Origin of the sequence: Micromonospora sp. NPDC048905 (genome assembly GCF_040649655.1) — a bacterium.
In the GTDB taxonomy this organism is placed as follows: Bacteria; Actinomycetota; Actinomycetes; order Mycobacteriales; family Micromonosporaceae; genus Micromonospora.
Window position 1 is genome coordinate 302816 of record NZ_JBEZFV010000004.1, and the last position, 22354, is coordinate 325169.

Genomic DNA, 22354 nt, shown 5'->3' on the forward strand with positions numbered 1-22354 from the left:
ATATAAGGCAACGAATACGCGCCACCCTGAGGACAATCCACACGCGAGCCAGCCCGGACCGCCGCGATCGAGGCGGCCGGCGATGGACCGCCGTCAGGCCGTACGGTGGGGTGATGGCCCGCGGTCACGGGGAGGTCAGCCATGCGGTACCACCTGCTCGGGCCGGTCGAGGTTCGCTCCTCCGCCGGGGATCTGCTGACGCTCGGCACGCCGATGCAGGTACGCCTGCTGGCCGTCCTGATGTCGCAGCCGGGCAGCGCGTGGACCATCGACCAGCTCGTCGACGAGCTGTGGCAGGGACGCCCGCCGAAGACGGCAGCAGGCAACGTGAAGACCTACGTCTGGGCGCTACGCCGGGCGCTGCGGTCCCCCGGCGCGCCGGAGCCCACCATCCTCGCCGGAGCCACCGGTTATCGTCTCGTCCTCGATGGGCAGACGGTGGACAGTCTGACCTTCGACGACCTGGCGCAGCGCGGCTATCACGCGTTGCGCCAGGACCGCTGCGCGGATGCCCTGCGGGCGTTCGAGGCGGCGCTGGCGCTGTGGCGGGGCGAGCCGTTCGCGGGACTGCCTGGCGCGGGGGTGTTGCTCTCGGTCCGGACCAGGCTCCAGGAACAGCGGTCGAGTCTGCTGGAGGAGGTCGCGGACCTCCATCTCCGCGCCGGGCGGCACAACGAGCTGATCGAGCCGCTCCGGACCCGGATCGACGGGGATCCACTGCGCGAGCGTCCCTGGGGGCAGCTCATGGTGGCCCTGGCCCAGGCCGGACGGCGGGCGGACGCGCTGGCGACGTACCGGCAGGTGCGTCGGGTCCTGGCCGAGGAGGTGGGGGTCGAGCCCGGCGCCGACCTGCAACGGTTGCACACCAGCATCCTGCGGGCCGACCGGGAGGTGTCGACATCCGGGGCACGGCCGCCGGAGTGGCAGCCAGCACGGATGGTTCCCCGGCAGTTGCCCGCCCCACCGACGTTGTTCACCGGCCGGACCAGCGAGCTGGCCCGACTCACGACGCTGCTGCTCGACGACACCGAATCGGCCGGCACCGTCGTCGTCACCGGCACCGGCGGCGTCGGAAAGACCTGGCTGGCGTTGCGCTGGGCACACGACAGCCTGCACCACTATCCGGACGGGCAGCTCCACGTCGACCTGGGCGGTTTCGGCACGGCGACACGGGAGGCGGCACCGTCCGCCGTCGTCGTGCGATCGCTGTTGCCCGCCCTGGGCGTCAAACCCCTGGAGATACCCGCCGAACCGGCGGCCCAGTTCGCCCTGTACCGGAGCCTGACCGCGGACCGACGGCTGCTCGTGCTGCTCGACAACGCGCGCGACGCCGAACAGGTCCGGCCGCTGCTGCCCGGGTCCCGCCGATGTGGCGTGATCGTGACGAGTCGCCACACGCTGCCGGGCCTGGTCGCCGCCGAGGGCGCCCACACCGTCGCACTGGATCTGCCCAGCGCCGCCGAAGCACGCCAGTTGCTCGTGCGCCGGCTCGGTGCGCGGGCCGCCGCCCAGCCGGCCGCGGTGGACGAGCTGGTCAGCCGTACCGCGCGGTTGCCCCTCGCGTTGTCCATCGTGGCGGCGCGGGCCGCCGCCCGACCCGCGTTCCCACTCCAGGCCATCGCGGACGATCTGGCCGCACCCAGGGGCGGTCTCGCGGCACTGGCCACCGACGACGCCGCCACCGACCTGCGGACGGTGCTCTCCTGGTCGTACCGTCTGCTCAGTCCGGACGCGGCCCGACTGTTCCGGCAGATCAGCCTGCACCCGACGGCCGACCTCGGCGCGGCGGCGGCGGCCAGCCTCGCCGGGGCACCGCCACACCAGATCCGGCCGGCCCTCGACGAGTTGACCCGGACCAACCTGCTGACCGAGCAGTCCCCCAGCCGCTTCCGCTGTCACGACCTGCTCCGGGCCTACGGAGAGGAACTGACGGACAGCCACGACTCCGCGGCCGCCCGGAGAGCCGCCCGCAAGCGCGTGTTCGACCACTATCTGCGGGCCGTCCGTGCCGCGGCGAGGCTCGTCGACGCCGGCCACCAGCCGACCGATCCGCTGCCCCCGCCCACCGACGCGGCACCGCCGACGTTCGCCGACCACCGGGCCGCACTGGCCTGGTTCACCATCGAACAGGGGGTGCTGCTGGCCGCCGTCGACGACGCGGTCGCCCACCGCTTCGACGCCCACGCCGGGCAGCTCGCCCAGGCCCTCACTCCCCTGCTCAGCCGGTTGTCGCGGTGGCACGACCTGAGCGCCGTGCAGGCCGTCGCGGTCGCGGCCGCCCGACGCCGCGGTGAGCCGGGGGCCGAGGCGGTGGCACACCGGGACCTCGCGCTGGCACACCTCCAGCTCCGCCGGTACGGTGCCGCCCGCCGGCACCTGCGCAGCGCGATGACGCGGTACGAGACGGTCGGTGACCGGCCGGGCCAGGCGAGCATCCACCTGCACCTCGCCTGGGTGTACGACATCGAGGGCAACCCGCGCGACGCGCTGCCGCACGCCGAGGCGGCGCTGGCGCTGTCCAGCGGCAGCGACGACGCACGCGGCGCGGCGGATGCGCTCAACGCGATCGGGTGGGGTCACGCCCGCCTGGACGAGCACGTCCGGGCCATCGCCTACTGTGAGCAGGCACTGGCACTCCATGCCGAGGTCCACAACCGGGTGGGCGAGGCCCAGACCTGGGACAGTCTCGGCTTCGCCCATCAGGGTCTCGGGGCACACCCGACGGCGGTGGACTGCTATCGACGCGCCCTCGCCCTGTATTCCGACGCTCAGGACCAGTGCGGACGGGCCGAGACACTCGTCCGGCTCGGGGACAGCCATCGGGCGGTGGGCGAGCACGACACGTCGAAGGACCTCTGGGGACAGGCGTTGGCGATCTTCGACCGGATCGGTCATCCGCTGGCCGGTGAGCTGTCCGAGCGGTTGGCGACCACGCGCTGAGCGTGCCCCGTACGCCGCGTCCGGACCGGCATGGATCGGGCATGGACCGGTCGTCGGCAGGCTGGGCGAATGCTGACCCTGAAGAGACCCACTCTCCGGCACCGCGGCGGGGTCGACCGTCGACGCCCGCCGCTCGTCCTTCGCCTTCCGGCCGCCGTCGCGGTCCTCGTCGCCCTGTCGCTGAACGCCCCACCGGCGTTCGCGGTCACCCCGCCGGCGTCGCCCCCCGCCAGCGGGTCGGCCACCGGTTCGGTCGTGGAGAGCACCACCGGCGGGTGGAACGGCCGCATCGACTGGCGGGCGTGCGCGGACCCGGCCGACGATCCGGGTACGCGATGCGGCACCCTGCGCCTGCCTGTCGACTGGGCCCGGCCGCGAGGGGAGACCTTCGAGCTGGCCCTGGCCCGCCGCCCCGCCACCGACCCGGGCGCCCGCATCGGCGCCCTGGTCTTCAACCCCGGTGGCCCCGGCCTGTCCGGGGTGGACGTGGCGCTGACGGCCGCCAGTCAGCTCGGGCCGGACGTGCTGCGCCGCTTCGACATCATCGGCTTCGACCCCCGGGGCACGGTGCGGAGCGCACCGGTGCGCTGCTCGTCGGCGTTGCTGGCCCAGCACCCCTCCCTGACCCCCACCACCGCCGCGGAGTTCGAGCGACTCCGCACCTACAACCGCCAGTTGCGCGAGGACTGCCGCGCGAAGAGTGGCCCCCTGTTCGACCACCTCGACAGCGTGAGCGTCGCGCGGGACACGGACGCCATCCGGGCGGCACTCGGTGAGCGGCAGCTCAGCTTCTACGAGTGGTCCTACGGCACCCTGATCGGGCAGGCGTACGCCGAACTGTTTCCCGACCGCGTCCGCGCACTGGCCATGGACAGCGTGATGGACCACAGCCAGGGGGTCCGGGGGTACTTCCGCAGCGGGGCGGCCAGCAACGAGGCCCTGTTCCACGAGTTCGTGAGCTGGTGCGAGCGGACCCCGAGCTGTGCGCTGCACGGCCGCGACGTGCCCGCGCTGTACGACCAACTGATGCGCCGTGCCGACGCCGGCACGCTCGTCGACGCGGGCACCGGCGAAACGCTCACCTGGTTCGAGCTGGGGTTCGCGACGTTCGTCAACTTCTTCGACGCGACCTGGGCCGACCTCGCCACCATGCTTCTCGCGTTGGAGCGGGGCGAGCCCGCCGCACTCGCGTCCCCGATGGTCCCGGTCGACAGCGGCGTGGACCTGACCGAGTACGCCCTACCCGCGTTCTGCCAGGACTGGTCGCTGCCGGTCGACGACTTCGCCGAGTGGAACCGGTATCTGAAGGTGTCCCGCGACGCGGCGCCGCACCTGCGGGCCTCCCCGCTGGCCGTCCGCTTCGCCGCGATCTGCCTGGGCTGGACGGCGGTCAACCCGCAACATGAGCTGCGGGTGCGGACGAGCACCCCGGTCCTGCTGCTCAACGGTAGCTACGATCCGGCCACCCCGTACGACGGGGCGCAGCGGGTGGCGCGCCAACTCGGCACGCATGGCCGCCTCCTCACCTACGAGGGGTCGGGTCACGCCAGCTACCCGCGCACGGAGTGCACCCGCGGGAACGTCGACAGGTACCTCATCTATCGAGTCCTGCCGCCGGTCGGCGCGAGCTGCCCGGCCGCCCCGGCCTGACGCATCGTTTTCTCCGGGCGGACGTCGCCGACAGCGTGACACCGGGGTCGGCGCCGAGGCTGGTTGCCTCGGCGCCGACCCGGCGTTCGCGGGGCGGGTCGTCGGCACGGGCCTCAGGTGCAGCGCCACACCAGCGGCCGGTGCGCCTCGTTCTCGTAGACGGCACCGACCACGGTCCGGCCGTCGTCGCTGATCCCGTCGGCCGAGTACGTGCCCGCCTCGGTCGACCGGACCTCGGGCCGGCCCGGCAACCGACGGGACGTGCCGTCCGCTGCGACGATCAACGGCGCGCCGTCGTCGACCAGCAGGTCGCCGTTGCCGGCGATCCCGCTCGCGGACGGGTACGGCAGCACGCTCGCCGCCCCGGTCGTCAGGTTCCATCGCACCGGCAGCATCTGCACGCTCCCGCCCCGCGCGGCACCGGGGACCATGCCGATCGCCCAGTTGCCGTGTGCCGAATCGACCGAGGCGTGCGGGTAGCCGTCCGGCACCGCCAACTCGGCCCCGGTGCCCTGGGGCGTCCACCGGTAGGGCCGATCGCCCATCGTGCCGACGACAGTGCCGTCCTCGGTGATCCCGGTCGCCGCGGACCCCACTCGGCCGAGGAAACGGTACTGCTGCGGGCGGTCCACGGACCACAGCACGGCACGGGGTGTGTCGTCGGCCTTCCGGGCGGTGCCGGCGATGTCGCCCCGACCGTTGACCGCGTACACCAGGACCGCGTCGTAGCCGGGCGGGGTGGTCAGGAAACGCAGCGTCCCACCCCGGTAGACCCAGCCGGTGCCGTCGCCGTTGGTGCCGACCACGTACCCGCCGGCGTTGACCGCGGCCCCGTGCCGGGCGGCGGCCGGCAGGACCGTCGCCCGGCCGTCGGTCCACAGCACGACCTTCCCGTCCTCGTTCCCGGTGCCGATGTCACCGACGATGTGCCGACCGGTGGGGTCGACACCGGTCGCCACCGCGACCGAACCACGGACCGGTTGCGCCAGCAAAACGGCCGCACAGGTGAGCGATCTGGCCGGCGCGGTCGACACGGACGCGGCCGGCGACGCCGCGACGGCCGGCGGGACCGGGGCGGGCTCGTCGGCGACCCCGCCGACCTGGACGGCGCCCACCGCGGCAAGCCCGGCCAGCACCGTCGCCGTGGCGACACCACCGACCCGTCGGCGTCGGCGTCGACGCCGGCCGTCGCGGATCGCGCGGTCCAGGTCGACGCGCGGCTCGGGGACCGGCGCCGATCGCAGCAGTGCGGCGATCCGCTGGTCGTCCACCATGGTCATGTCGAATTCCTTCCGGCCATCTCGGCGACGTCGAGCACCTGGCGGATCGCCGCCAGCGCCCGAGCCGTCTGCGACTTCACGTTGCCTTCGGAGCAGCCCATCGCGGCGGCCGTGTCGGCGAGCGACAGGTCGCACAGGAACCGCAGGACCAGCACGGTGCGCTGGCCGCGGGGCAGGTGGGCGAGCGCGGCGACCAGGCTGTCCCGCTCGGCCACCTCGTCGTGCGGCATCACCGGGCGCTCCGGCTCGGGCGTCGACCCCGACAAGCGGACCTTCGACCAGCTCAACCGCTTCTCGTCGACGAGCTTGTGGACGAGCATCCGGTGCACGTACGCGTCGACGTTGTCGGCCCGGCTGACCTTGCGCCAGTGCACGTACAACGCCGTGATCGTCTGCTGCACCACGTCGTCGGCCAGATGGGCGTCGCCGCACATCAGGAACGCGGTTCGATGCAGGTTCGGTAGTCGCGCGGAGACGTACTCCACGAACTCCCGCTCGGCATCCATCATTGAGGCTCCCTCCTCTGCACGCTCGACGGGTCCGGACGACCGTCGGGTTGCGTCCGGTCCGAGGTTCGGCGGGATGCCAGGTCAGCGCCGGTGACCGTAGCAGCGCGTGCGGCGCTCGGCGTCCGGCGCAGCTCCCTCTGGCGAGGGAGCGTCTCCCCTGTCGGCGGGGTTCGCCCGGCCCCGGGCAGCGGGAGGATCGGATGCATGGCGACATCAATCGTTCGCAGGGCGGGCCACGGTCTGACGTACGCGGTGCTCGGCTGGACCGTGGCATACGGGGGCGTGCGTCTGGCGTGGACCGTCGGCGAGGCCCCGGAGTTCCGGCAGTTCGGATCGGACCTGGTGGGGTTCACCGGTTGGTGGTCGGTGGCGCTGTGTCTGGCCGCGGCTGTGCTGGCCGTTGCGCTGGACCGGGTGTCGACGTGGCGGCCGGTGCTCGCGGGGGTCGCCTGGGCGGTCACCGGGGCGCTGGTCGCGGCCGCCGCGATCCTGCTGCCGGAGCTTGTGGGCTTCCTGCTGTTCGTGGTCAGCCCGCACTTCGACCCGACGGCGTTCGTCAGCCGGCTGGGTTGTGTGACCGGAGCGGCCCTGCTCGGCCTGGCCACCGCCCGCTATCAGCGGCGCACCCGGGGCGACTGCCCGGAGTGCTGCCGGACCGGGCGACCCGGTCACCGCCGCGCGGTCCCCGCGCGCTGGGCACGCTGGGCCGCGTACGTCGCGGTGGCCGGCCTCGTGACGCGCTTCGCGGCACAGGGCGTGGTGGGGTTCGACAGCCTCATCCAGGACCCCTCCGTGATCGGGCTGGAGGTCGGCCTGCTGCTGGCGGGAGCGCTGTTGCCGTTGGCGCTCGTCCACCACTGGGGTGAGGTCTGGCCGGGGTGGGTGCCGCTGCTCGCCGGCCGCCCGATCCCTCGCCTGCTGTTGCTGGTGCCCGGCTTCGGGCTCGGGGCGGGCATCGTGGCGTACTTCGGCATGGGGCTCGTGCAGTTGGTGTCCGGATCGGTCAGCGAGTTCTCCGACACGTTCCTCTGGGTGGCGATGTCGGCGTACTGGGTCCTGGGGCTCGGGCTCCTCGCGGCGTCAAGCGACTACCACCTGCGTACCCGCCGGGCGTGCGGGGCCTGCGGGCGCTGACGGGAGCCCCAGCCGTGCGCTGGGGCTCCCGCCCGGTGCCCGGTTCGTGGTGGGCGCACGGTCAGTGCGAGTGCCGGGGTACGGCGCTGCCGCTGCCGCCGACCAGGAAGTCGAGGTCGGCTCCCTGGTCGGCCTGGAGAACGTGCTCGGTGTACAGGCGTGTCCAGCCCCGGTCGGCCGTCCGCGGTGACGGTTGCCAGGCGGCGCGGCGTTGGGTGAGTGTCGCGTCGTCGACCAGCAGGTCCAGGCGCCGCGTCGGGACGTCGACGCGGACCAGGTCGCCGGTGTGTACCAGCGCGAGCGGGCCTCCCACGGCGGCCTCCGGGGCCACGTGCAGGACACAGGTGCCGTACCCGGTGCCGCTCATCCGGGCGTCGGAGATCCGCACCATGTCGGTGATGCCGGCTTCGAGCAGTCGTCGTGGCATGGGCACGTTGCCCACCTCCGGGAAGCCGGGATAGCCCCGGGGGCCGGCGTTGCGCACCACGATCACCGTGTCCGGGGTGACGTCGAGGTCCGGATCGTCGGCGGCGACGACGTAGTCCTCGATCCGGTCGAAGACGAGCGCCGGTCCGGTGTGTCGCAGGAGGTGCGCGGAGGCGGCGGAGACCTTCAGCACGGCCCCGGACGGCGCGAGTGACCCCCGGAGCACCACGGTGCCCGAGCCGGCGGGTTGGAACGGCTCGGCCAGGGTGCCGATGACCTGCCGGTTCCAGCACTGCACGCCGCTGATGTTGTCGGCGACGCTCCGGCCGCTGACGGTGACGTGCTCCATGTTGAGCAGGGCGGCGATCTCGTTCATCACCGCCGGCACGCCGCCCGCGTAGGCGAAGTCCTCCATCAGGTACGCCCCGGACGGCATCAGGTTGACGAGCATGGGCACGTCGGCGGTGAGGGTGTCGAAGTCCTCCAGGGTCAGCGGGACGCCGAGGCGGCCGGCGATCGCCAACAGGTGGACGACGGCGTTCGTGGAACCGCCGATCGCGGCGTTGACCCGGATGGCGTTCTCGAACGCCTCCCGGGTCAGCACCGTGGACAGCCGCTGGTCCTGCGCGACCATGGCGACGATCCGGCGGCCGGCGGCCTGCGCGAGCGCGTACCGGCGCGAGTCGACAGCCGGCACGGCGGCCGCACCCGGCAGTTGCACGCCCAGTGCCTCGGTCACGCAGGCCATCGTGGAGGCGGTGCCCATGGTCATGCAGTGCCCCCGGCTGCGGGACATGCCGACCTCCGCCTCCGCGCAGTCGGCCGCGGTCATCCGGCCGGCGCGCTGCTCCTCGGTGAAGCGCCAGACGACGGTGCCCGACCCGATGTCCTGGCCCCGGAACTTGCCGTTCAGCATCGGTCCGCCGGTGATCATCAAGGTGGGGAGGTCGACGCTCGCCGCGCCCATCAGCAGGCCGGGGGTGGTCTTGTCACAGCCGGAGAGCAGCACCACCCCGTCGAGGGGGTTGGCGCGGACCGACTCCTCCAACTCCATGGCCAGCAGGTTGCGGTAGAGCATGGTCGTGGGTCGCATCAGGGGCTCGCCCAGGCTCATGGCGGGGAACTCCAGTGGCAGGCCGCCGCTCTCCCACACCCCCCGCTTCACCGATTCGGCCAGGTCCCGCAGGTGGGCGTTGCAGGGTGTCAGCTCCGACCAGGTGGTGGCGATGCCGATCACCGGACGACCGTCGAAGACGTCGTCCGCGAAACCCTGGTTGCGCATCCAGGAACGGTGGATGAACCCGTTGCGGCCCTCCGCGCCGAACCACTGCCCGCTGCGCAGCGGACGATCCGTCGTCGACATCAGCACACCTCTCTGTCATCCGGCGATCAAGGGGGTGGCACCTACCGGAGGCCGCCGACGGACAGCCCGCCGCGCCAGTGCCGTTGCAGGCTGAAGAACGCGATGACCAGTGGGATCACCGACACGAGCGAGCCCAGGATGATGAGGCTCCACAGCGAGGTGCCTCCCGAGTTGTTCGCCGAGGCGATGCCCTGCCAGAGGCCGAGGCCGACGGTCACCGGAAAGAGCCGGTTGTCGGAGAGCATGGCCAGCGGCAGGAAGTAGTTGTTCCAGGACGCCACGGCGGACAGCAGGAGCACGGTGACCACCGCGGGGCGCATCAGCGGGAGGGCGATCTGGAGGAAGGTACGCACCTCGCCCGCGCCGTCGACACGTGCCGCGTCCAGCAGCTCGTCGGGCACGGCGTCGCGCGCGTAGACGTGCATCAGGTAGACGCCGAACGGATTGAGCAGCGACGGGAGGATCACTGCCCAGACCGTGTTGGTCAGGCCGAGCCGGGAGAACATGATGAAGGTCGGGATGACCAGGGCGGTGGCGGGCACCATCAGCGCGCCGAGCACGACGGCGAAGCTGAAGCGCCGGGCGGCGAACCGGTACTTGGCGAAGCCGTAGCCGGCCATCACCGACAGGACCGTGGCGCCGATTCCGCCGGCTATCGCGTACAACGTGGAGTTGAGGATCCACCGCAGGTAGATGCCCCCGTCGTAGGTGAACAACTGCCGGAGGTTGCCGACGTAGTCGATCTGGTCGGAGAACCACAGGGTGTTGCCTCCGCCGAACAGCCCCGGTGCGTCCTTGGAGCTGTTGACGATCACCCACCAGAACGGTACGAGGAAGTAGATCACCATGAAGCCGAGGAGGATCTGCAGCGGCAGATAGCGTTGCGGTCGACGAGGACCCGCGCTGACGCTCGTGCGATTGGCCATCAGAGGAAGCTCCTCCGCTTGCGGGTGAAGAACAGGAATGCGTACACGCAGATGAACACGATGCCGCCGAGGGCGAACGAGATCGCCGATCCGTAGTTGAAGTTGGCGAGGGCGAACGCCTGCTGGTACGCGTACATGTTGGGGGTGAAGTCCGTCCCGATCGTGCCGGCGGCGAGATACCGCAGGATCTGCGGTTCGTTGAAGAACTGCAGGGTGCCAATAAGTGCGAAGACCAGGATGAGGATCAGCGCGGGCGCGATCAGTGGGATCTTGATCCGCAGCGCGACCTGCCACCGTCCGGCGCCGTCCATCCGGGCGGCCTCGTAGAGCGTGGGGTCGACGCCCTGCAACGCCGCGTACAGGATGATCATGTAGTAGCCGACCCACTGCCAGGTGACGACGTTCAGCAGGCCGTAGAAGATCAGGTTGCTGCTCAGGAAGTCGGGTGCCGTCGCCCCGAACAACCCGAAGATGTCGGTGAGCGGGCCGAAGCCCTTGCTGTAGAGGAACCCCCACATCACCGCCCCGATCACCGTGGGGATCGCGTACGGCAGGAAGATCATGAGGCGGGAGAAGCGCGCGAACAGGGACGTCACCGCGTCCAGGATGAGCGCCATCGCCAACGCGATGGCGATCTGCACCGGGATGGCGACGAGGGAGAACCGGAGAACGAACCACGCCCCGGACAGGAAGCTCGGGTCGGTGAACGCCTTCACGTAGTTGTCGAAGAGGACGAAGCTGGTGCCGCCGATCAGCTTCTTCTGGAAGAGACTGAGGTACAACGCGTAGCCCAGCGGCGCGATGAGGAACGCCAGGAAGACGACCGCGAACGGCCCGACGAAGAGCCACCCCATCAGGTGCTCGCGGAGGTGCACCTTGCCACGGGTCTTGCGCTTCTCGGTGCGGGTACGCGGTGTGCGCTGCTCGGTCAGGAGTGTCATCTGTGGTCTCCGGGACGTGGACGCTGCGGGATCGTGGGTGGGCCGGCCGTCGAGCGGCGGCACGGCCCACCCATCCGGTCACTGGACGGTGAAGCCCTGCTCCTTGGCGTACTTCGCCACGTCCTCCTGGATCCTGTCGGCGGCCTGCGCACCGGTGGCGGAGCCCTTGATGATCTCGCTGATCTGCTTGGTCATCGCGTCGAGGTAGAACTGGCCGAACGGGGCGTAGGCGACGCCCTTGTAGGCGTTGGCGGCGGGGACGTAGACCTCCTTGTTCGCCTGCTGGCCGTCGAAGAACGCCACCTTCAGGTCGATGAACGCGGGATCGTTGAGCGCCGTCAGGTTGAGCGGGAAAATGATCTGGTTGGTCCAGCCGTCGGTCAGCGACTCCTTGTCGGCGTAGAGCCCGTAGGCGACCTTCGCCGCCAGCTCCGGCTTCTTCGCCTGCTTGGTCACCGAGAAGGCCGACCCACCCCAGTTGACCTGCACCGGGTTGTTCGCATCCCACTGCGGCAGCGGCGCCACCGCGAACTTGCCGGTGTCCTGGCCCTTACCGACACCCGCGCCGGTGAGATAACCGGGTGCCCAGGCCGCCGAGATGTACGTCGCGTAGTTGCCGTTGATCACGCCGGAGATGTACTCCGGGGTGAACTGGTCCTGCGTCCCGACCAGGCCCTTCTTGGCGAGGCCGCCCCAGTAGTCGAGCACGTCCTTGGACGGCTGGTCGTTGAGTTTCACGCCGATGGACTTCGGCTGCGCCGGATCGAAGGTGAACGGGGACGCGCCCTTCTGGATCTGGAGCGCCATCATGACCGCCGGGACGTTCGCGCCGAGGTCCCCGAACAGCGGGCCACCCGCGTCCTTGACCTTCTGCGCGGCCTGCTCGTACTCGGCCCAGGTCTTCGGCGGGGTGATCTTGTACTTGTCGAAGATGTCCTTGCGGTAGATCATGCCCATCGGGCCACCGTCGACCGGGACCCCGTAGACCGCGTCGCCGACCGACACGTCCTTCCAGGCGCCGTCGCTGTAGTTGGCCTTGACCGCGTCGTAGCCGTACTTCTTGATGTCGATGAGCGCGCCCTGGATCTGGAAGGTCGGGATCCGGTCCGCCTCGACCATGATCACGTCGGGCGCGCCGGTGCCCGCCGAGATGGCCGTCTGGAACTTGTCGTACTCGTCGCCGCCCTGCCCGACGTTGGTCCAGCAGACCTGCACGTCGTCGTGCTGCTTGTTGAAGTTGTCGACGACGAGTTGGGTGTTGGGGTACCAGCCCCACATCGTCACGACCGGCACGTCCTTCTTGGTGATGGTGTTCGTGCAGTTGCTCGCGTCGCTTCCCCCCTCGTCGGAGGAACAGCCGACGAGCCCGGCCCCGGCCGCGAGCATGGTCACCGTGGCGAGTATTCGTATCGTCTTCATTGACGGTCTTCCCTTCGGGGATCGCGGTGCGACAGTTTCCTGCTCGGCGGGCGCCACCAGGGCAGGAAGGCCTGCCCCGGTGTCGCCGCCGTGGACGTGCTCCTAGCGCTTGAACAGGCGCGGCGCCAGGTCGATGAGGTTCTTCTGCCACACGTCCCAGCCATGCGGCCCGGGGGTCACCCCGTCGAACTCGTAGCGGATACCGAGGTTGTCCAGCGTGGTCAGCGATGCCATGAAGCTCGGGTACACGAAGTCGGTCCGGTCGCCGACGTACAGGCGCAGCATCTTCGTCCCGCTGTTGATCGCCTCGACGTCGACACCGGCGCCGCTGCCGAACCCGGCCGAGAGCGCCGCGACGTAGGCGAACTCACCCGGGTACGCCCGCAACACCCCCAGTGCCTGCCCGCCGCCCATCGACAGGCCGGCGATTGCCTGCTGGGACGACTCGCCGGAGATGCGGTAGCGGGCGCGGGCCGTCGGCACGATGTTCTCCAACAACTCCCGGTTGAAGTTCGACGAGTTGCCGTTGCCCATCACGACGACCATGGGCGTGAGGTCACCGTCGAGGAACTGGTGGTCGAGGATCTGCTTGGCGCGTCCCATCTCGACCCAGTCGGTGTGGTTCTGGCCACCGCCGTGCTGGAGGTAGAGGACGGGGTACGGCTGAGCCCGGCCCGGGTCGTACCCGGGTGGCGTCCACACCAGAGCCGTGCGGTCCTGGCCGGCCACGGTGCTGGGATAGGTCATGCTCTCGACGGTCCCGCCCCGCCCGGCGGGGACGTCCGTCAGCAGGCGGGCACCCGGCCCGGGGATGAGGAAGGTGCTCCACGTCGGTTCCGTGGTCACCGTCGTCGGGTTCGAGGTGTCCTTGACCGCGACCCGGTCCACGATCAGCCGGTAGTAGTAGAACCAGGGCTTCAGCGGACCCACGGTCGCCCGCCACCGGTCACCGTCGCGGGTCAGCGGCACGCGCAACCAACTGCCGCCCGGCGCGATGTTCGCCCATACCGTGACGTGCTGTGCGTCCGTGAAGTTCGTGGTCGTCTCGAACGTGACGAACCCGTCCTCGGTGACGAACGGCGTCGGGGTGGTGCCGGCCGGCGGCGGAACGAACTCCCCCCGCAGCGGCCGGTGACCGGGGCTCGGCCCGTGGTCCGACACGTGCTGGAACAGTCGCGGCGCGAAGTCGACGAGGTTCTCCTGCCAGGTGGTCCAGTTCGCGCCGCCGTCCGGGTTGACCCCGTCGACCTCGAACCTGACCTCGGCCCGGTCCAACGCCTTCATCAATCGGTAGGTGGGGTTGTACGCGGGATCCGTCTGGTTTCCCGTGTAGAGGCGCAACACCTTCACGGTGCGGTTGACCGTCCTGGCGTCCTTCCGGTCGACCTGCGGGACCGACCGACCCGAGAACCAGCCCACGTAGCCGAACTGACCCGGCTTGGCCAACGCGGCCTGGACCGCCGCCGTCGCGCCGCCGGACACACCCGCGATCGCCTGGTGCGCCGGATCACGAAGGACCCGGTAGCTGTCGGTGACCGCCTTCCGGAGGTCCTTCAGCTCCCTGCCGTCCGCGCCGTTGGCATCGTTGATCACGACCACCATCGGCCTGATGGCGCCGGCGGCCGAGAGGTTGTCGAGGATCTGCTTGGATCGGCCGAGGTCGAGCCAGTCGCTGGCCTTCGCGGCATCGCCCGACTGCAGGTAGAGCACCGGGTAGCCCTTCGGTCCCTTGGCCGCGTACCCCGGTGGCGTCCACACCAGGGCCGACCGCTGCCCGCTCCGGGTGCGGTAGTTCAGGGTCTCGACCGTGCCGCCGGTGCCCGTCGGTGCGTCTGCCAACCACCGCGCCGAGTCACCGGGGACGAGGAAGGTGCTCAGGAGCGGATTGGACGCCACAGTCGTGCTGTTCGTCGGATCCTTGAGGCTCTTGGTGTCGTCGGCGGTGACCTGGTAGTGGTAGAGCCCCGGCGTGAGCGGGCCGAGGATGCCCGACCACACGTCGCCGCGCCGGGTCAGCCCGAACTCCGCCCAGGCCGCGGAGGGGCCGAGGTTGCCCTCGACGACGACCTGCGAGACCGAGCCCAGGTGCTCCTGGACGTACGCGGCCGGCACGGTGAACGAGGCGTAGCGATCCGGGGAGACATCCAGCCACGGTGTCTCCGCCGCCGCGGCCGGTTGCGGCGCGAACAGGACGGCCGCGGCCGCCATGACTCCGGCGGTGAACACCGCCGAGAGTCGACGCACGCCCGATCGGCGTACGGGCCAGTGGTTCGTTGCGGTTGTCACGCTCCACTCCTTTCCTGCGCCGGCAGCGGACGCGACCCGCCGGGCCGGCTCAACTCATCGGCGAAGCTCGCCGTGGGTCTGCGCGTGCACACCTCCTTCGCGGCTCTGCCCCGGGCGGACCTGACGGGGTCGCCCGCTGCGGCGGACATGGGTCACGGTCGTGCCGCGCTTCGTGGTGGCGCGCTCGACCCACGGACGACGAGGTCTGTCGGCAGCACGACCTGGCGTGGCCCCTCCCACTCGCCGGTCACCAGCGCCTTCAACATGCGCGCGGCCTCGTAGCCGAGTTGGTACATCGACTGGTCCACAGTGGTCAGACCCGGCCGGGTCAACGCCGACTCCGGGATGTTGTCGAACCCGACGACGGACAGGTCCCCGGGGACCGCGAGCCCCAGCTCCGCGGCGACCTCCAGCACCTTCAGGGCCATCCCGTCGCTCGCCGCGAAGATCGCCGTCGGCGGGTCCGCACGTTGCAACAGCGCGCGTGCCAACGGCGTCGCCGACTCGGGGTTGAAGTCTCCTTCGCCGATCAGCGTCGGGTCGACCGGGAGGCCTGCGTCGGTGAGCGCCGCCCGGTAGCCCTCCTCCCGCGACCACGCCGCGGCCAGGCTGGCGCGGCCCGCGATGAACCCGATGCGCCGGTGGCCCAGGCCCAGCAGGTGCTCGACCGCCGTGGTGGCGCCCGCGAGGTTGTCGGCCGTCACCGAATGCGCCGTCGAGCCGCGCACCGGGTCGATGGCCACGATCGGTGTCCGGCTCTGGACCTCACCCCAGGGTGTGACGACGATGCAGCCGTCGGTGAGGGTGCCCGACAGGCGGGCGACGTGCCGCTTCTCCCAGCCCTCCGAATACGACCCGTAGAGGTCGCTGTTGGCGTAGATGATCAGATCGAAGCCCGAGCGGCTCAGCGCCTTCATCGCTCCCTTGAGCACCTCGGCCGTGTACGACTGGAAGCTGTGCGTCACGAGGCCCAGGACGTTGGTGCGGCTGCGCCGGAGGCTGGTGGCCACCAGACTCGACTCGTAGCCGAGCTGGTCGATGGCCGAGCGGACCTGAGCAATGGTGCGGGCACTGACGCCGTAGTGCCCGTTGACCACGCGCGAGACGGTGGCGGTGGAAACACCGGCGACCCGCGCGACATCACTCATTGTGGCCGGCGCATTGACCTCAATCATGCCGCTCCCTCTGGACTGCAATCGTTATCGGTTACGTTTCCAGGGTGTTGCCAACGTAACCGACCGGGGTTACGAGCACAAGACCTCCGCGCCTCCCGCGACGCCTGGTAGAACGTCCTACCAGGACAGTCGGGCAGCCTCGGTGAGACAGTGGGACGGCCACGGAATTGTGAACGGAGGCCGCTCTCGGCGCGGACGGGAAGTGCGAGTTTCTGCGGTTGCGCAGACCGAAAGAACGGGGCGCAAGGCCACCGACATTGCATTCCCCACCGCAGCAGGGAATTGCGGTCCCCGATAACGGGTCCGGTGCGCCGCACCCGCGCGCCACGTTCGGCCACGCGTCACCGGCCGGGCGGCGTCCGCCCGGATCGCCCACATTGACCGCGGGCAACTATTCCCTACCGTAAACGTAATCGGTAACGTTTACATAGATCAAGAACGTAGTCCACCGCCCCCGCGGTGTCCAGACCGCACACGGACCCCACCACCCCTCGGTCCCGCGCGCCGGCAGCGCTCTCGGCGTCGGGACCTCGCACGAAGGGAGCCCGTCCTGAACCCCCACCTCGACAAGGCGCCGATGCACCTGACCGGCGCCGGATGCCCCCTCCCCCACCGCTACCGGATGCCCGCCCGGCCCCGGCCGGACCGGCTGGCCGGGATCGGGCCGGCGGTCACCGGGGAGGCGTCGTGAACACCGCCCGCCTGAGCCTGGACCCGCGTCGGCGCGTGGCGCCGGTGTCGCGCCGGCTCTTCGGCTCGTTCGTGGAACACCTGGGTCGCTGTGTCTACACCGGCATCTACGAGCCGGGGCACCCGACGGCCGACGCCGACGGCTTCCGGCGCGACGTGCTGGCGCTCGTCCGGGAGCTGGGCGTGACCACGGTCCGCTACCCGGGTGGCAACTTCGTCTCCTCCTACCGGTGGGAGGACGGGGTCGGGCCGGTCGACAGGCGACCGGCCCGACTCGACCTCGCCTGGCACAGCCTGGAGACCAACGCATTCGGGCTCGACGAATTCATGCGCTGGCTCGGCCAGGCCGACCTCGAACCGATCATGGCGGTCAACCTCGGCACCCGCGGCACCGCCGAGGCGGTCGACCTGCTCGAGTACGCCAATCACCGCGGCGGCAGCCACCTCGCCGACCAGCGGCGCGCCAACGGCACGGACGACCCGTACGGCATTCGGCTGTGGTGCCTGGGCAACGAGATGGACGGCCCGTGGCAGGTGGGCCAGCGCAGCGCGACCGAGTACGGCCGCCTGGCGGCACAGACCGCGAAGGCCATGCGCCGTTTCGATCCCGAACTCGAACTCGTGGCCTGCGGCTCGTCCCACCTCGGCATGCCCACGTTCGGTAGCTGGGAACGCGACGTGCTCACCGAGGCGTACGACGACGTCGACCTGATCTCGCTGCACGCCTACTACCAGCCGGTCGACGACGACCTGCCCAGCTTCCTCGCCTCCGGCGAGGACATGGACAGATACATCGACGCCGTCACGGCCATCGCCGACTCGGTCGGGGCGATCCGCCGGTCGACCAAGAAGATCATGATCGCGTTCGACGAGTGGAACGTCTGGTACCAGTCCGCCACCCCGTCGACCCCACCGAGCGGTGACGACTGGCCGGTCGCGCCGCGGCTGTTGGAGGATCACTACAGCGTGGCCGACGCCGTCGTCGTCGGTGGCCTGCTGATCAGCCTGCTCCGCCACAGCGACCGGGTGACGGCGGCGTGCCAGGCCCAACTGGTGAACGTCATCGCACCGATCATGACCGAACCGGGCGGCTCAGCCTGGCGGCAGACCATTTTCCACCCCTTCGCCCGCACCGCCCGGCACGCCCGGGGAGCGGTGCTCGACGTGCTCCGCGACGGCAGCACGACGACCACCGACCGCTACGGTGAGGTGGCCGCGGTCGACGCGGTCTCCACCTGGGACGACGACAGCGGCGAGATCAGCGTGTTCCTCGTCAACCGCGTCACCGACACTCCGGCCGAGGTGACCGTCGACGTCAGCGGCGCCCACCTGACCGGGATCATCGAGTGCGTCACCGTCGGCGGCACCGACCTGGCCGCCAAGAACACCGCCGACGGTCCGGACCACGGCGCACCGCGACCCAACGACACCGCGCGACAGGCCGATGCCGCCGTTCGGCTGACGCTTCCGCCGGCGTCCTGGACCATGCTGCGGATGCGGGCCACGGAAGCAACCCCGTAACCGCCCTGAGCGGGAAGCGCCCGGCCGCCAGGGGTGGCGGCCGGGCCTTTACCCCGCGATCTTGCACTTTCTATCCCGACATAAGGGTCACATGCCCCCGAATCAACGACAGAAACTGCAAGATCGGCGCACTCCTCGAGCGCGGGGTGGGCTGCGGCACAGCGCGCCGGTCCTAGCGGCGCGAGGGTTTCACGGGTGGCTCCAGCTCTCCGTCGACTCGGCGGGGAATGGCGGTGCAGCCGTCCTGTAGTTCCTCCGGAAGGATCCAGGCCGGCGCGTCCTGCCAGGCCAGCGGGCGCAGGAAACGCCGGATCGAGGTGGCGCCGACGGAGGTGTGCACGGCGTTTGTCGAGGGCCAGGGTCCGCCGTGGTGCTGGGCCCACGAGACCCGGACGCCGGTGGGATAGCCGTCGAAGACGATGCGACCCGACCGGCCGGCGAACAGCTCGACCAGCCGGCGTACGACAGCGGCGTCGTCGTCCGGCGCGCTGTGGATGGACCCGGTCAGCGACGGTGGGACGGCCGCCAGCGCCGCGTCCAACTCGGCGACGTCGTCGTAGCGCACCACGACCAGGAGCGGGCCGAAGCACTCGTCGGTGATCTCGGCGGTGAGGCCCGACAGCTCGACCTCCAGGAGCGTCGGCGCGACGCGGAAACCCGCCTCGGCGTCGATCCGCGCTCGCGCCGAGACCCGAGCGCCGGCCTGCTCGAAGGCCGCCGCCTGCTGCTCGTACGCGGCCCGGATGCGGTCGTTCAGCATGACCGCACCGCCGGTGGCGGCGACCTTCTCGCGCAGCGCGTCGACCAGGCGCGCGCCGCTCGGATCGGACGGGACGAACGCCAGACCGGGCTTCGTGCACAGCTGGCCGCCCGAGTTGGTGAAGGAGGCGAACAGTCCCTCGGCGATCTGCTCGCCCCGGTCGGCGGCTGCGCCGGGCAGGACGACGATCGGGTTCACGCTGCTCAGCTCGGCGTAGAGGGGAATGGGATCGGGTCGCTCGTCGATGGCCGCCTGGATGCCGCGGGCGGCCCCGACGGAGCCCGTCAACGCGGCGGCGCGGATCGCGGGGTGGCGTACCAGCGAGCGGCCGGCCTGCTCGCCGTACACGGTCGCGATCACACCGTCGGGCCCGCCCAGGTCGCGGACGGCCGCCGCGATGGCCTCGGCCGAGGCGTGTGAGGTCAACGGGTGCGACGGGTGGGCCTTCAGGACCGTGGGACAGCCGGCGGCGAGCGCGGCCGCGGTGTCACCTCCCGCGACCGAGAAGGCGAACGGGAAGTTGCTGGCGCCGAAGACGGCGACCGGCCCGAGGGGTACGAGCATCCGCCGCAGGTCCGGGCCGCGTCCGAGCGGTGTGTCGGCGGCGTGGTCGATGGCGGCCTCGACGTAGCCCCCGTCGCGCAGCACGTCGCCGAACATCCGGAACTGGACCGCCGCCCGGGTGAGTTCCCCGTCGAGTCGCGCGTTGCCGAGGCCGGTCTCCGCCTCCGCCGTCGCCACCACGTCGCCGCGATGGGACTCCAGGGACGCGGCGATGGCGTCCAGCAGGTCCGCTCGGCCGAGTCTGCCCAGGCCGGACAACCACTGCGTGGCGTTGACCGCCTGGCTGGTGATCGCCTCCAGCCGCGGCTCGTCGGTCTCGCGGAGATCCGTCGTACGAGTGTGACCGTCGCGCGGGTCGACCGTGCTGACCATGTTCACAGCAGTCCTCTCCTCACCAGATTGCCCATCAGATCCCGGACGCCGAACTGCCAGGGCTCACACTCCTGGGCGTGTCGCACCCGGTTGACCAGGGTGCCCAGAGCCGGGCAGCCGATCCGTACCACATCATCGATCTTGTGGGTGAAGCCCTCGTCGGGGCGGTCCCGGTCCTGGGTGGGCGCGAACATCGTGCCGAGCATCAGGGCGGCGCCGTCGGGATAGCGGTGGTGCGGCCCGATCAACTGCCGCACCAGTTCCGCCGGGTCGCGCGACATCCGCGTCATCTCCGAGACCGCCTCCAGGTGGAAGCCGTCCACGCCCTCGATGTCCAGGCTCACCTCAAGCTCGCGCACCCGGTCCAGGTCGAACCGTTCGTCGAACAGCCGGATCAGGGGACCGAGGGCGCACGAGGCGTTGTTGTCCTTCGCCAGGGGAAGCAGAAGTGCCGAGCGGCCCTCGACGTCCCGCAGGTTCACGTCGTTGCCGAGGGTGGCGCCGACGATCCGGCCGCTGGACTGGATGATCAGCGTGACCTCGGGTTCCGGGTTGTTCCAGGTCGACGAGGCGAGCACCCCCACCGGGACGGCGGTGCCGACGGCGGAGAGGACCTGGCCCTTGGTGAAGATCTCCGCGTCCGGCCCGATCCCCACCTCCAGGTACTGGCTCCAGATGCCCTCGGCGACGAGCAGGCTCTTGAGCCGGTCGGCCTCGGCCGAACCCGGGGTCAGGCTGTGCAGGTCGGCACCGATGTCGGCGAGCATTCGTTGCCGGATGTCCGCCGCGAGCGCCAGGTCTCCACGGGCCCGTTCCTCGATGACGCGCTCGATGAGCGAGACGGCGAAGGTCACGCCGGCGGCCTTGAGCGCCTGAAGGTCGACCGGGGCGAGCAACCAGGGTCGGCTGTGGTCGCGGGTCGTGGCCGCCGTGTTGGCGAGTATCTCGCCGAAGTCGCCCAGCCGCGGCCCGTCGAGCCCGGCCACCGTCGCGGCGGGGTCGGGCAGCTCGCAGATGTCCCGGACGGTGGGGAACCGCTGGCTGAGGTCGATGACCTGACCGTCTCGGACGGTAACGGGTGACGGGCCGTCGCCGGCCGGATCCCAGATCCGGCCGATGAGGACACTGTCGTCGACGTCGTCGGGCAGCGCCTCGGCGGCGGTCCCGAACCAGTCCGCGCCGTCGGGCTGTCGCCGGGGCTGGGGCACCGTCATGAGCCGCTCTCCAGGTTGAAGAAGGATCGCTCGTCTCGCGGACGGATGTCGTACACGGCGTCCTGGAACATGCGCAGCGGGTGCGGTGTGAACGGGTGCCGCTCGATCGCGGCGAGATCCAACTCGATGCCGAGTCCGACGATGCCGGTCGGGATGAGCACGTCGCCGTCGGCGGTCAGCACCAGCCGTTCGTTGGTGATCTCGGGTCGCCACGGCACGTCCGTCGCCATGATCTCCAGGTAGCGGAAGCTGGGCAGTGTCGCACCGAGTTGCAGCGTGGCGGCCGTACTGAGGGGGCCGCTCGGGTTGTGCGGCGCGAACCCCACGTAACTTGTCGCCGCGAGCGTCGCGATGAAGGCCAGCTCGGCGATCCCGCCGGCATGGGTCACATCGGGTTGGACGAAGTCGACGGCCTGCCGGGCGAGGGCGGGCGCGAAGCCCTGGCGGCCGTACCACCGCTCCCCCGCCGCGATGGGCACCGGCGACGCGCGGCGGATGTCCACAAGCGCGTCGAGGTTGTCCGGCGGGCACGGCTCCTCGAACCACACCGGGTCGAACTGGGCGATCTCCTTCGCGACCTTGATCGCGTGGCGGACGTCGAAGCGACCGTGGCCCTCGACGAACAGCTCGACGTCCCGGCCCACCGCGCCCCGGACAGCGTCGATCTGGGCGAGCACCCGATCCAACTGCGCGGTGGTGATGGTCAGGTCGTAGTTCTCGAACGGATCCCACTTGAGGCCGCGGAAGCCGGACTCCACAGTCCGGCGCGCCGCCGCCGCGTAGTCCTCCGGCGTGACGGCACCGGAGAACCAGCCGTTGGCGTACGCGCGCACCCGGTCCCGGGTCGCACCGCCGAGGAGCCGCGAGACGGGGACGCCGAGGTCGCGCGCCGAGATGTCCCACAGGGCCATCTCCAGCGAGCTCAACGCGGTCATGATGACCGGCCCGCCACGCCAGTACCAGTCCCGCGCCAGGTCGTAGAGGATCTTCGAGATGCGTGTGGGGTCCAGGCCCACGACCGCCTCGGCCAGCTCGGCGATGGCCCCCTGGACGGCCCGTTCCTTGCCCTCCAGGGTGGCCTCACCGAGCCCGATGATCCCCGCGTCGGTGTGCACGCGCACGATGACGAGGTTCGTACGGTAGAAGTCGACGACGAGCGTGTCGATGGAGACGATCTTCATTCT

Annotated in this window: 15 protein-coding genes; 4 read left to right on the plus strand and 11 right to left on the minus strand. The window is 70.8% G+C overall.

Annotated elements, in window-relative coordinates:
• Positions 1–141 precede the first annotated feature (141 nt).
• On the plus strand, positions 142–2940 hold the full coding sequence (locus tag AB0C01_RS12755; RefSeq protein WP_357571142.1) for a BTAD domain-containing putative transcriptional regulator: 2799 nt from the start codon (positions 142–144) through the stop codon (positions 2938–2940).
• A gap of 69 nt (positions 2941–3009) precedes the next feature.
• Complete coding sequence (locus AB0C01_RS12760; RefSeq protein WP_357571143.1) at positions 3010–4590, plus strand: alpha/beta fold hydrolase; 1581 nt, start codon at positions 3010–3012, stop codon at positions 4588–4590.
• Between the two features lie 113 nt (positions 4591–4703).
• Here the strand turns inward: AB0C01_RS12760 and AB0C01_RS12765 are convergent, their stop codons facing one another.
• On the minus strand, positions 4704–5870 hold the full coding sequence (locus tag AB0C01_RS12765; RefSeq protein ID WP_357571144.1) for a hypothetical protein: 1167 nt from the start codon (positions 5868–5870) through the stop codon (positions 4704–4706).
• The gene (locus AB0C01_RS12770) at positions 5867–6379 is read right to left on the minus strand and encodes a SigE family RNA polymerase sigma factor (RefSeq protein ID WP_357571145.1); all 513 of its coding nucleotides are present in this window, start codon (positions 6377–6379) and stop codon (positions 5867–5869) included. The genes AB0C01_RS12765 and AB0C01_RS12770 overlap by 4 nt, the downstream gene beginning before the upstream one ends.
• 204 nt (positions 6380–6583) lie before the next feature.
• Between AB0C01_RS12770 and AB0C01_RS12775 the strand changes: the two genes are divergently transcribed.
• The gene (locus tag AB0C01_RS12775) at positions 6584–7513 is read left to right on the plus strand and encodes a hypothetical protein (RefSeq protein WP_357571147.1); all 930 of its coding nucleotides are present in this window, start codon (positions 6584–6586) and stop codon (positions 7511–7513) included.
• A gap of 61 nt (positions 7514–7574) precedes the next feature.
• On the opposite strand, the gene AB0C01_RS12780 is transcribed toward AB0C01_RS12775, so the two are convergent.
• The 6 genes from AB0C01_RS12780 to AB0C01_RS12805 form a co-directional block, all read right to left on the minus strand.
• On the minus strand, positions 7575–9302 hold the full coding sequence (locus AB0C01_RS12780) for an IlvD/Edd family dehydratase (protein WP_357571148.1): 1728 nt from the start codon (positions 9300–9302) through the stop codon (positions 7575–7577).
• 41 nt (positions 9303–9343) lie between these two features.
• Positions 9344–10228: a carbohydrate ABC transporter permease gene (locus AB0C01_RS12785; protein ID WP_357255881.1), complete on the minus strand. Its 885-nt coding sequence runs from the start codon at positions 10226–10228 to the stop codon at positions 9344–9346.
• Entirely contained in the window at positions 10228–11169 is a 942-nt protein-coding gene (locus AB0C01_RS12790) for a sugar ABC transporter permease (RefSeq protein WP_357255879.1), read from the minus strand. Before AB0C01_RS12790 ends, AB0C01_RS12785 begins: the two co-directional genes overlap by 1 nt.
• A gap of 78 nt (positions 11170–11247) precedes the next feature.
• Entirely contained in the window at positions 11248–12588 is a 1341-nt protein-coding gene (locus AB0C01_RS12795) for an extracellular solute-binding protein (RefSeq protein WP_357255877.1), read from the minus strand.
• 102 nt (positions 12589–12690) lie between these two features.
• A complete protein-coding gene (locus AB0C01_RS12800) occupies positions 12691–14874 on the minus strand; it encodes an alpha/beta hydrolase-fold protein (RefSeq protein ID WP_357571149.1) in 2184 nt (727 codons plus the stop codon).
• A gap of 152 nt (positions 14875–15026) precedes the next feature.
• Positions 15027–16049, minus strand: coding sequence for a LacI family DNA-binding transcriptional regulator (locus AB0C01_RS12805; RefSeq protein WP_357255873.1), 1023 nt, complete (start codon positions 16047–16049; stop codon positions 15027–15029).
• 687 nt (positions 16050–16736) lie between these two features.
• Between AB0C01_RS12805 and AB0C01_RS12810 the strand changes: the two genes are divergently transcribed.
• Positions 16737–18260 (plus strand): alpha-N-arabinofuranosidase, encoded by a 1524-nt coding sequence (locus AB0C01_RS12810; RefSeq protein WP_357571150.1) that lies wholly within the window; start codon positions 16737–16739, stop codon positions 18258–18260.
• A gap of 172 nt (positions 18261–18432) precedes the next feature.
• On the opposite strand, the gene AB0C01_RS12815 is transcribed toward AB0C01_RS12810, so the two are convergent.
• The 3 genes from AB0C01_RS12815 to AB0C01_RS12825 are packed head-to-tail and all read right to left on the minus strand — an operon-like array spanning position 18433 to position 22351.
• Entirely contained in the window at positions 18433–19956 is a 1524-nt protein-coding gene (locus AB0C01_RS12815) for an aldehyde dehydrogenase (NADP(+)) (RefSeq protein ID WP_357571334.1), read from the minus strand.
• Positions 19957–19958: 2 nt separating this feature from the next.
• Positions 19959–21170, minus strand: a complete 1212-nt coding sequence (locus AB0C01_RS12820) for a fumarylacetoacetate hydrolase family protein (RefSeq protein ID WP_357255323.1) — start codon at positions 21168–21170, stop codon at positions 19959–19961.
• Positions 21167–22351, minus strand: coding sequence for a mandelate racemase/muconate lactonizing enzyme family protein (locus AB0C01_RS12825; protein WP_357255326.1), 1185 nt, complete (start codon positions 22349–22351; stop codon positions 21167–21169). The genes AB0C01_RS12820 and AB0C01_RS12825 overlap by 4 nt, the downstream gene beginning before the upstream one ends.
• Positions 22352–22354 lie beyond the last annotated feature (3 nt).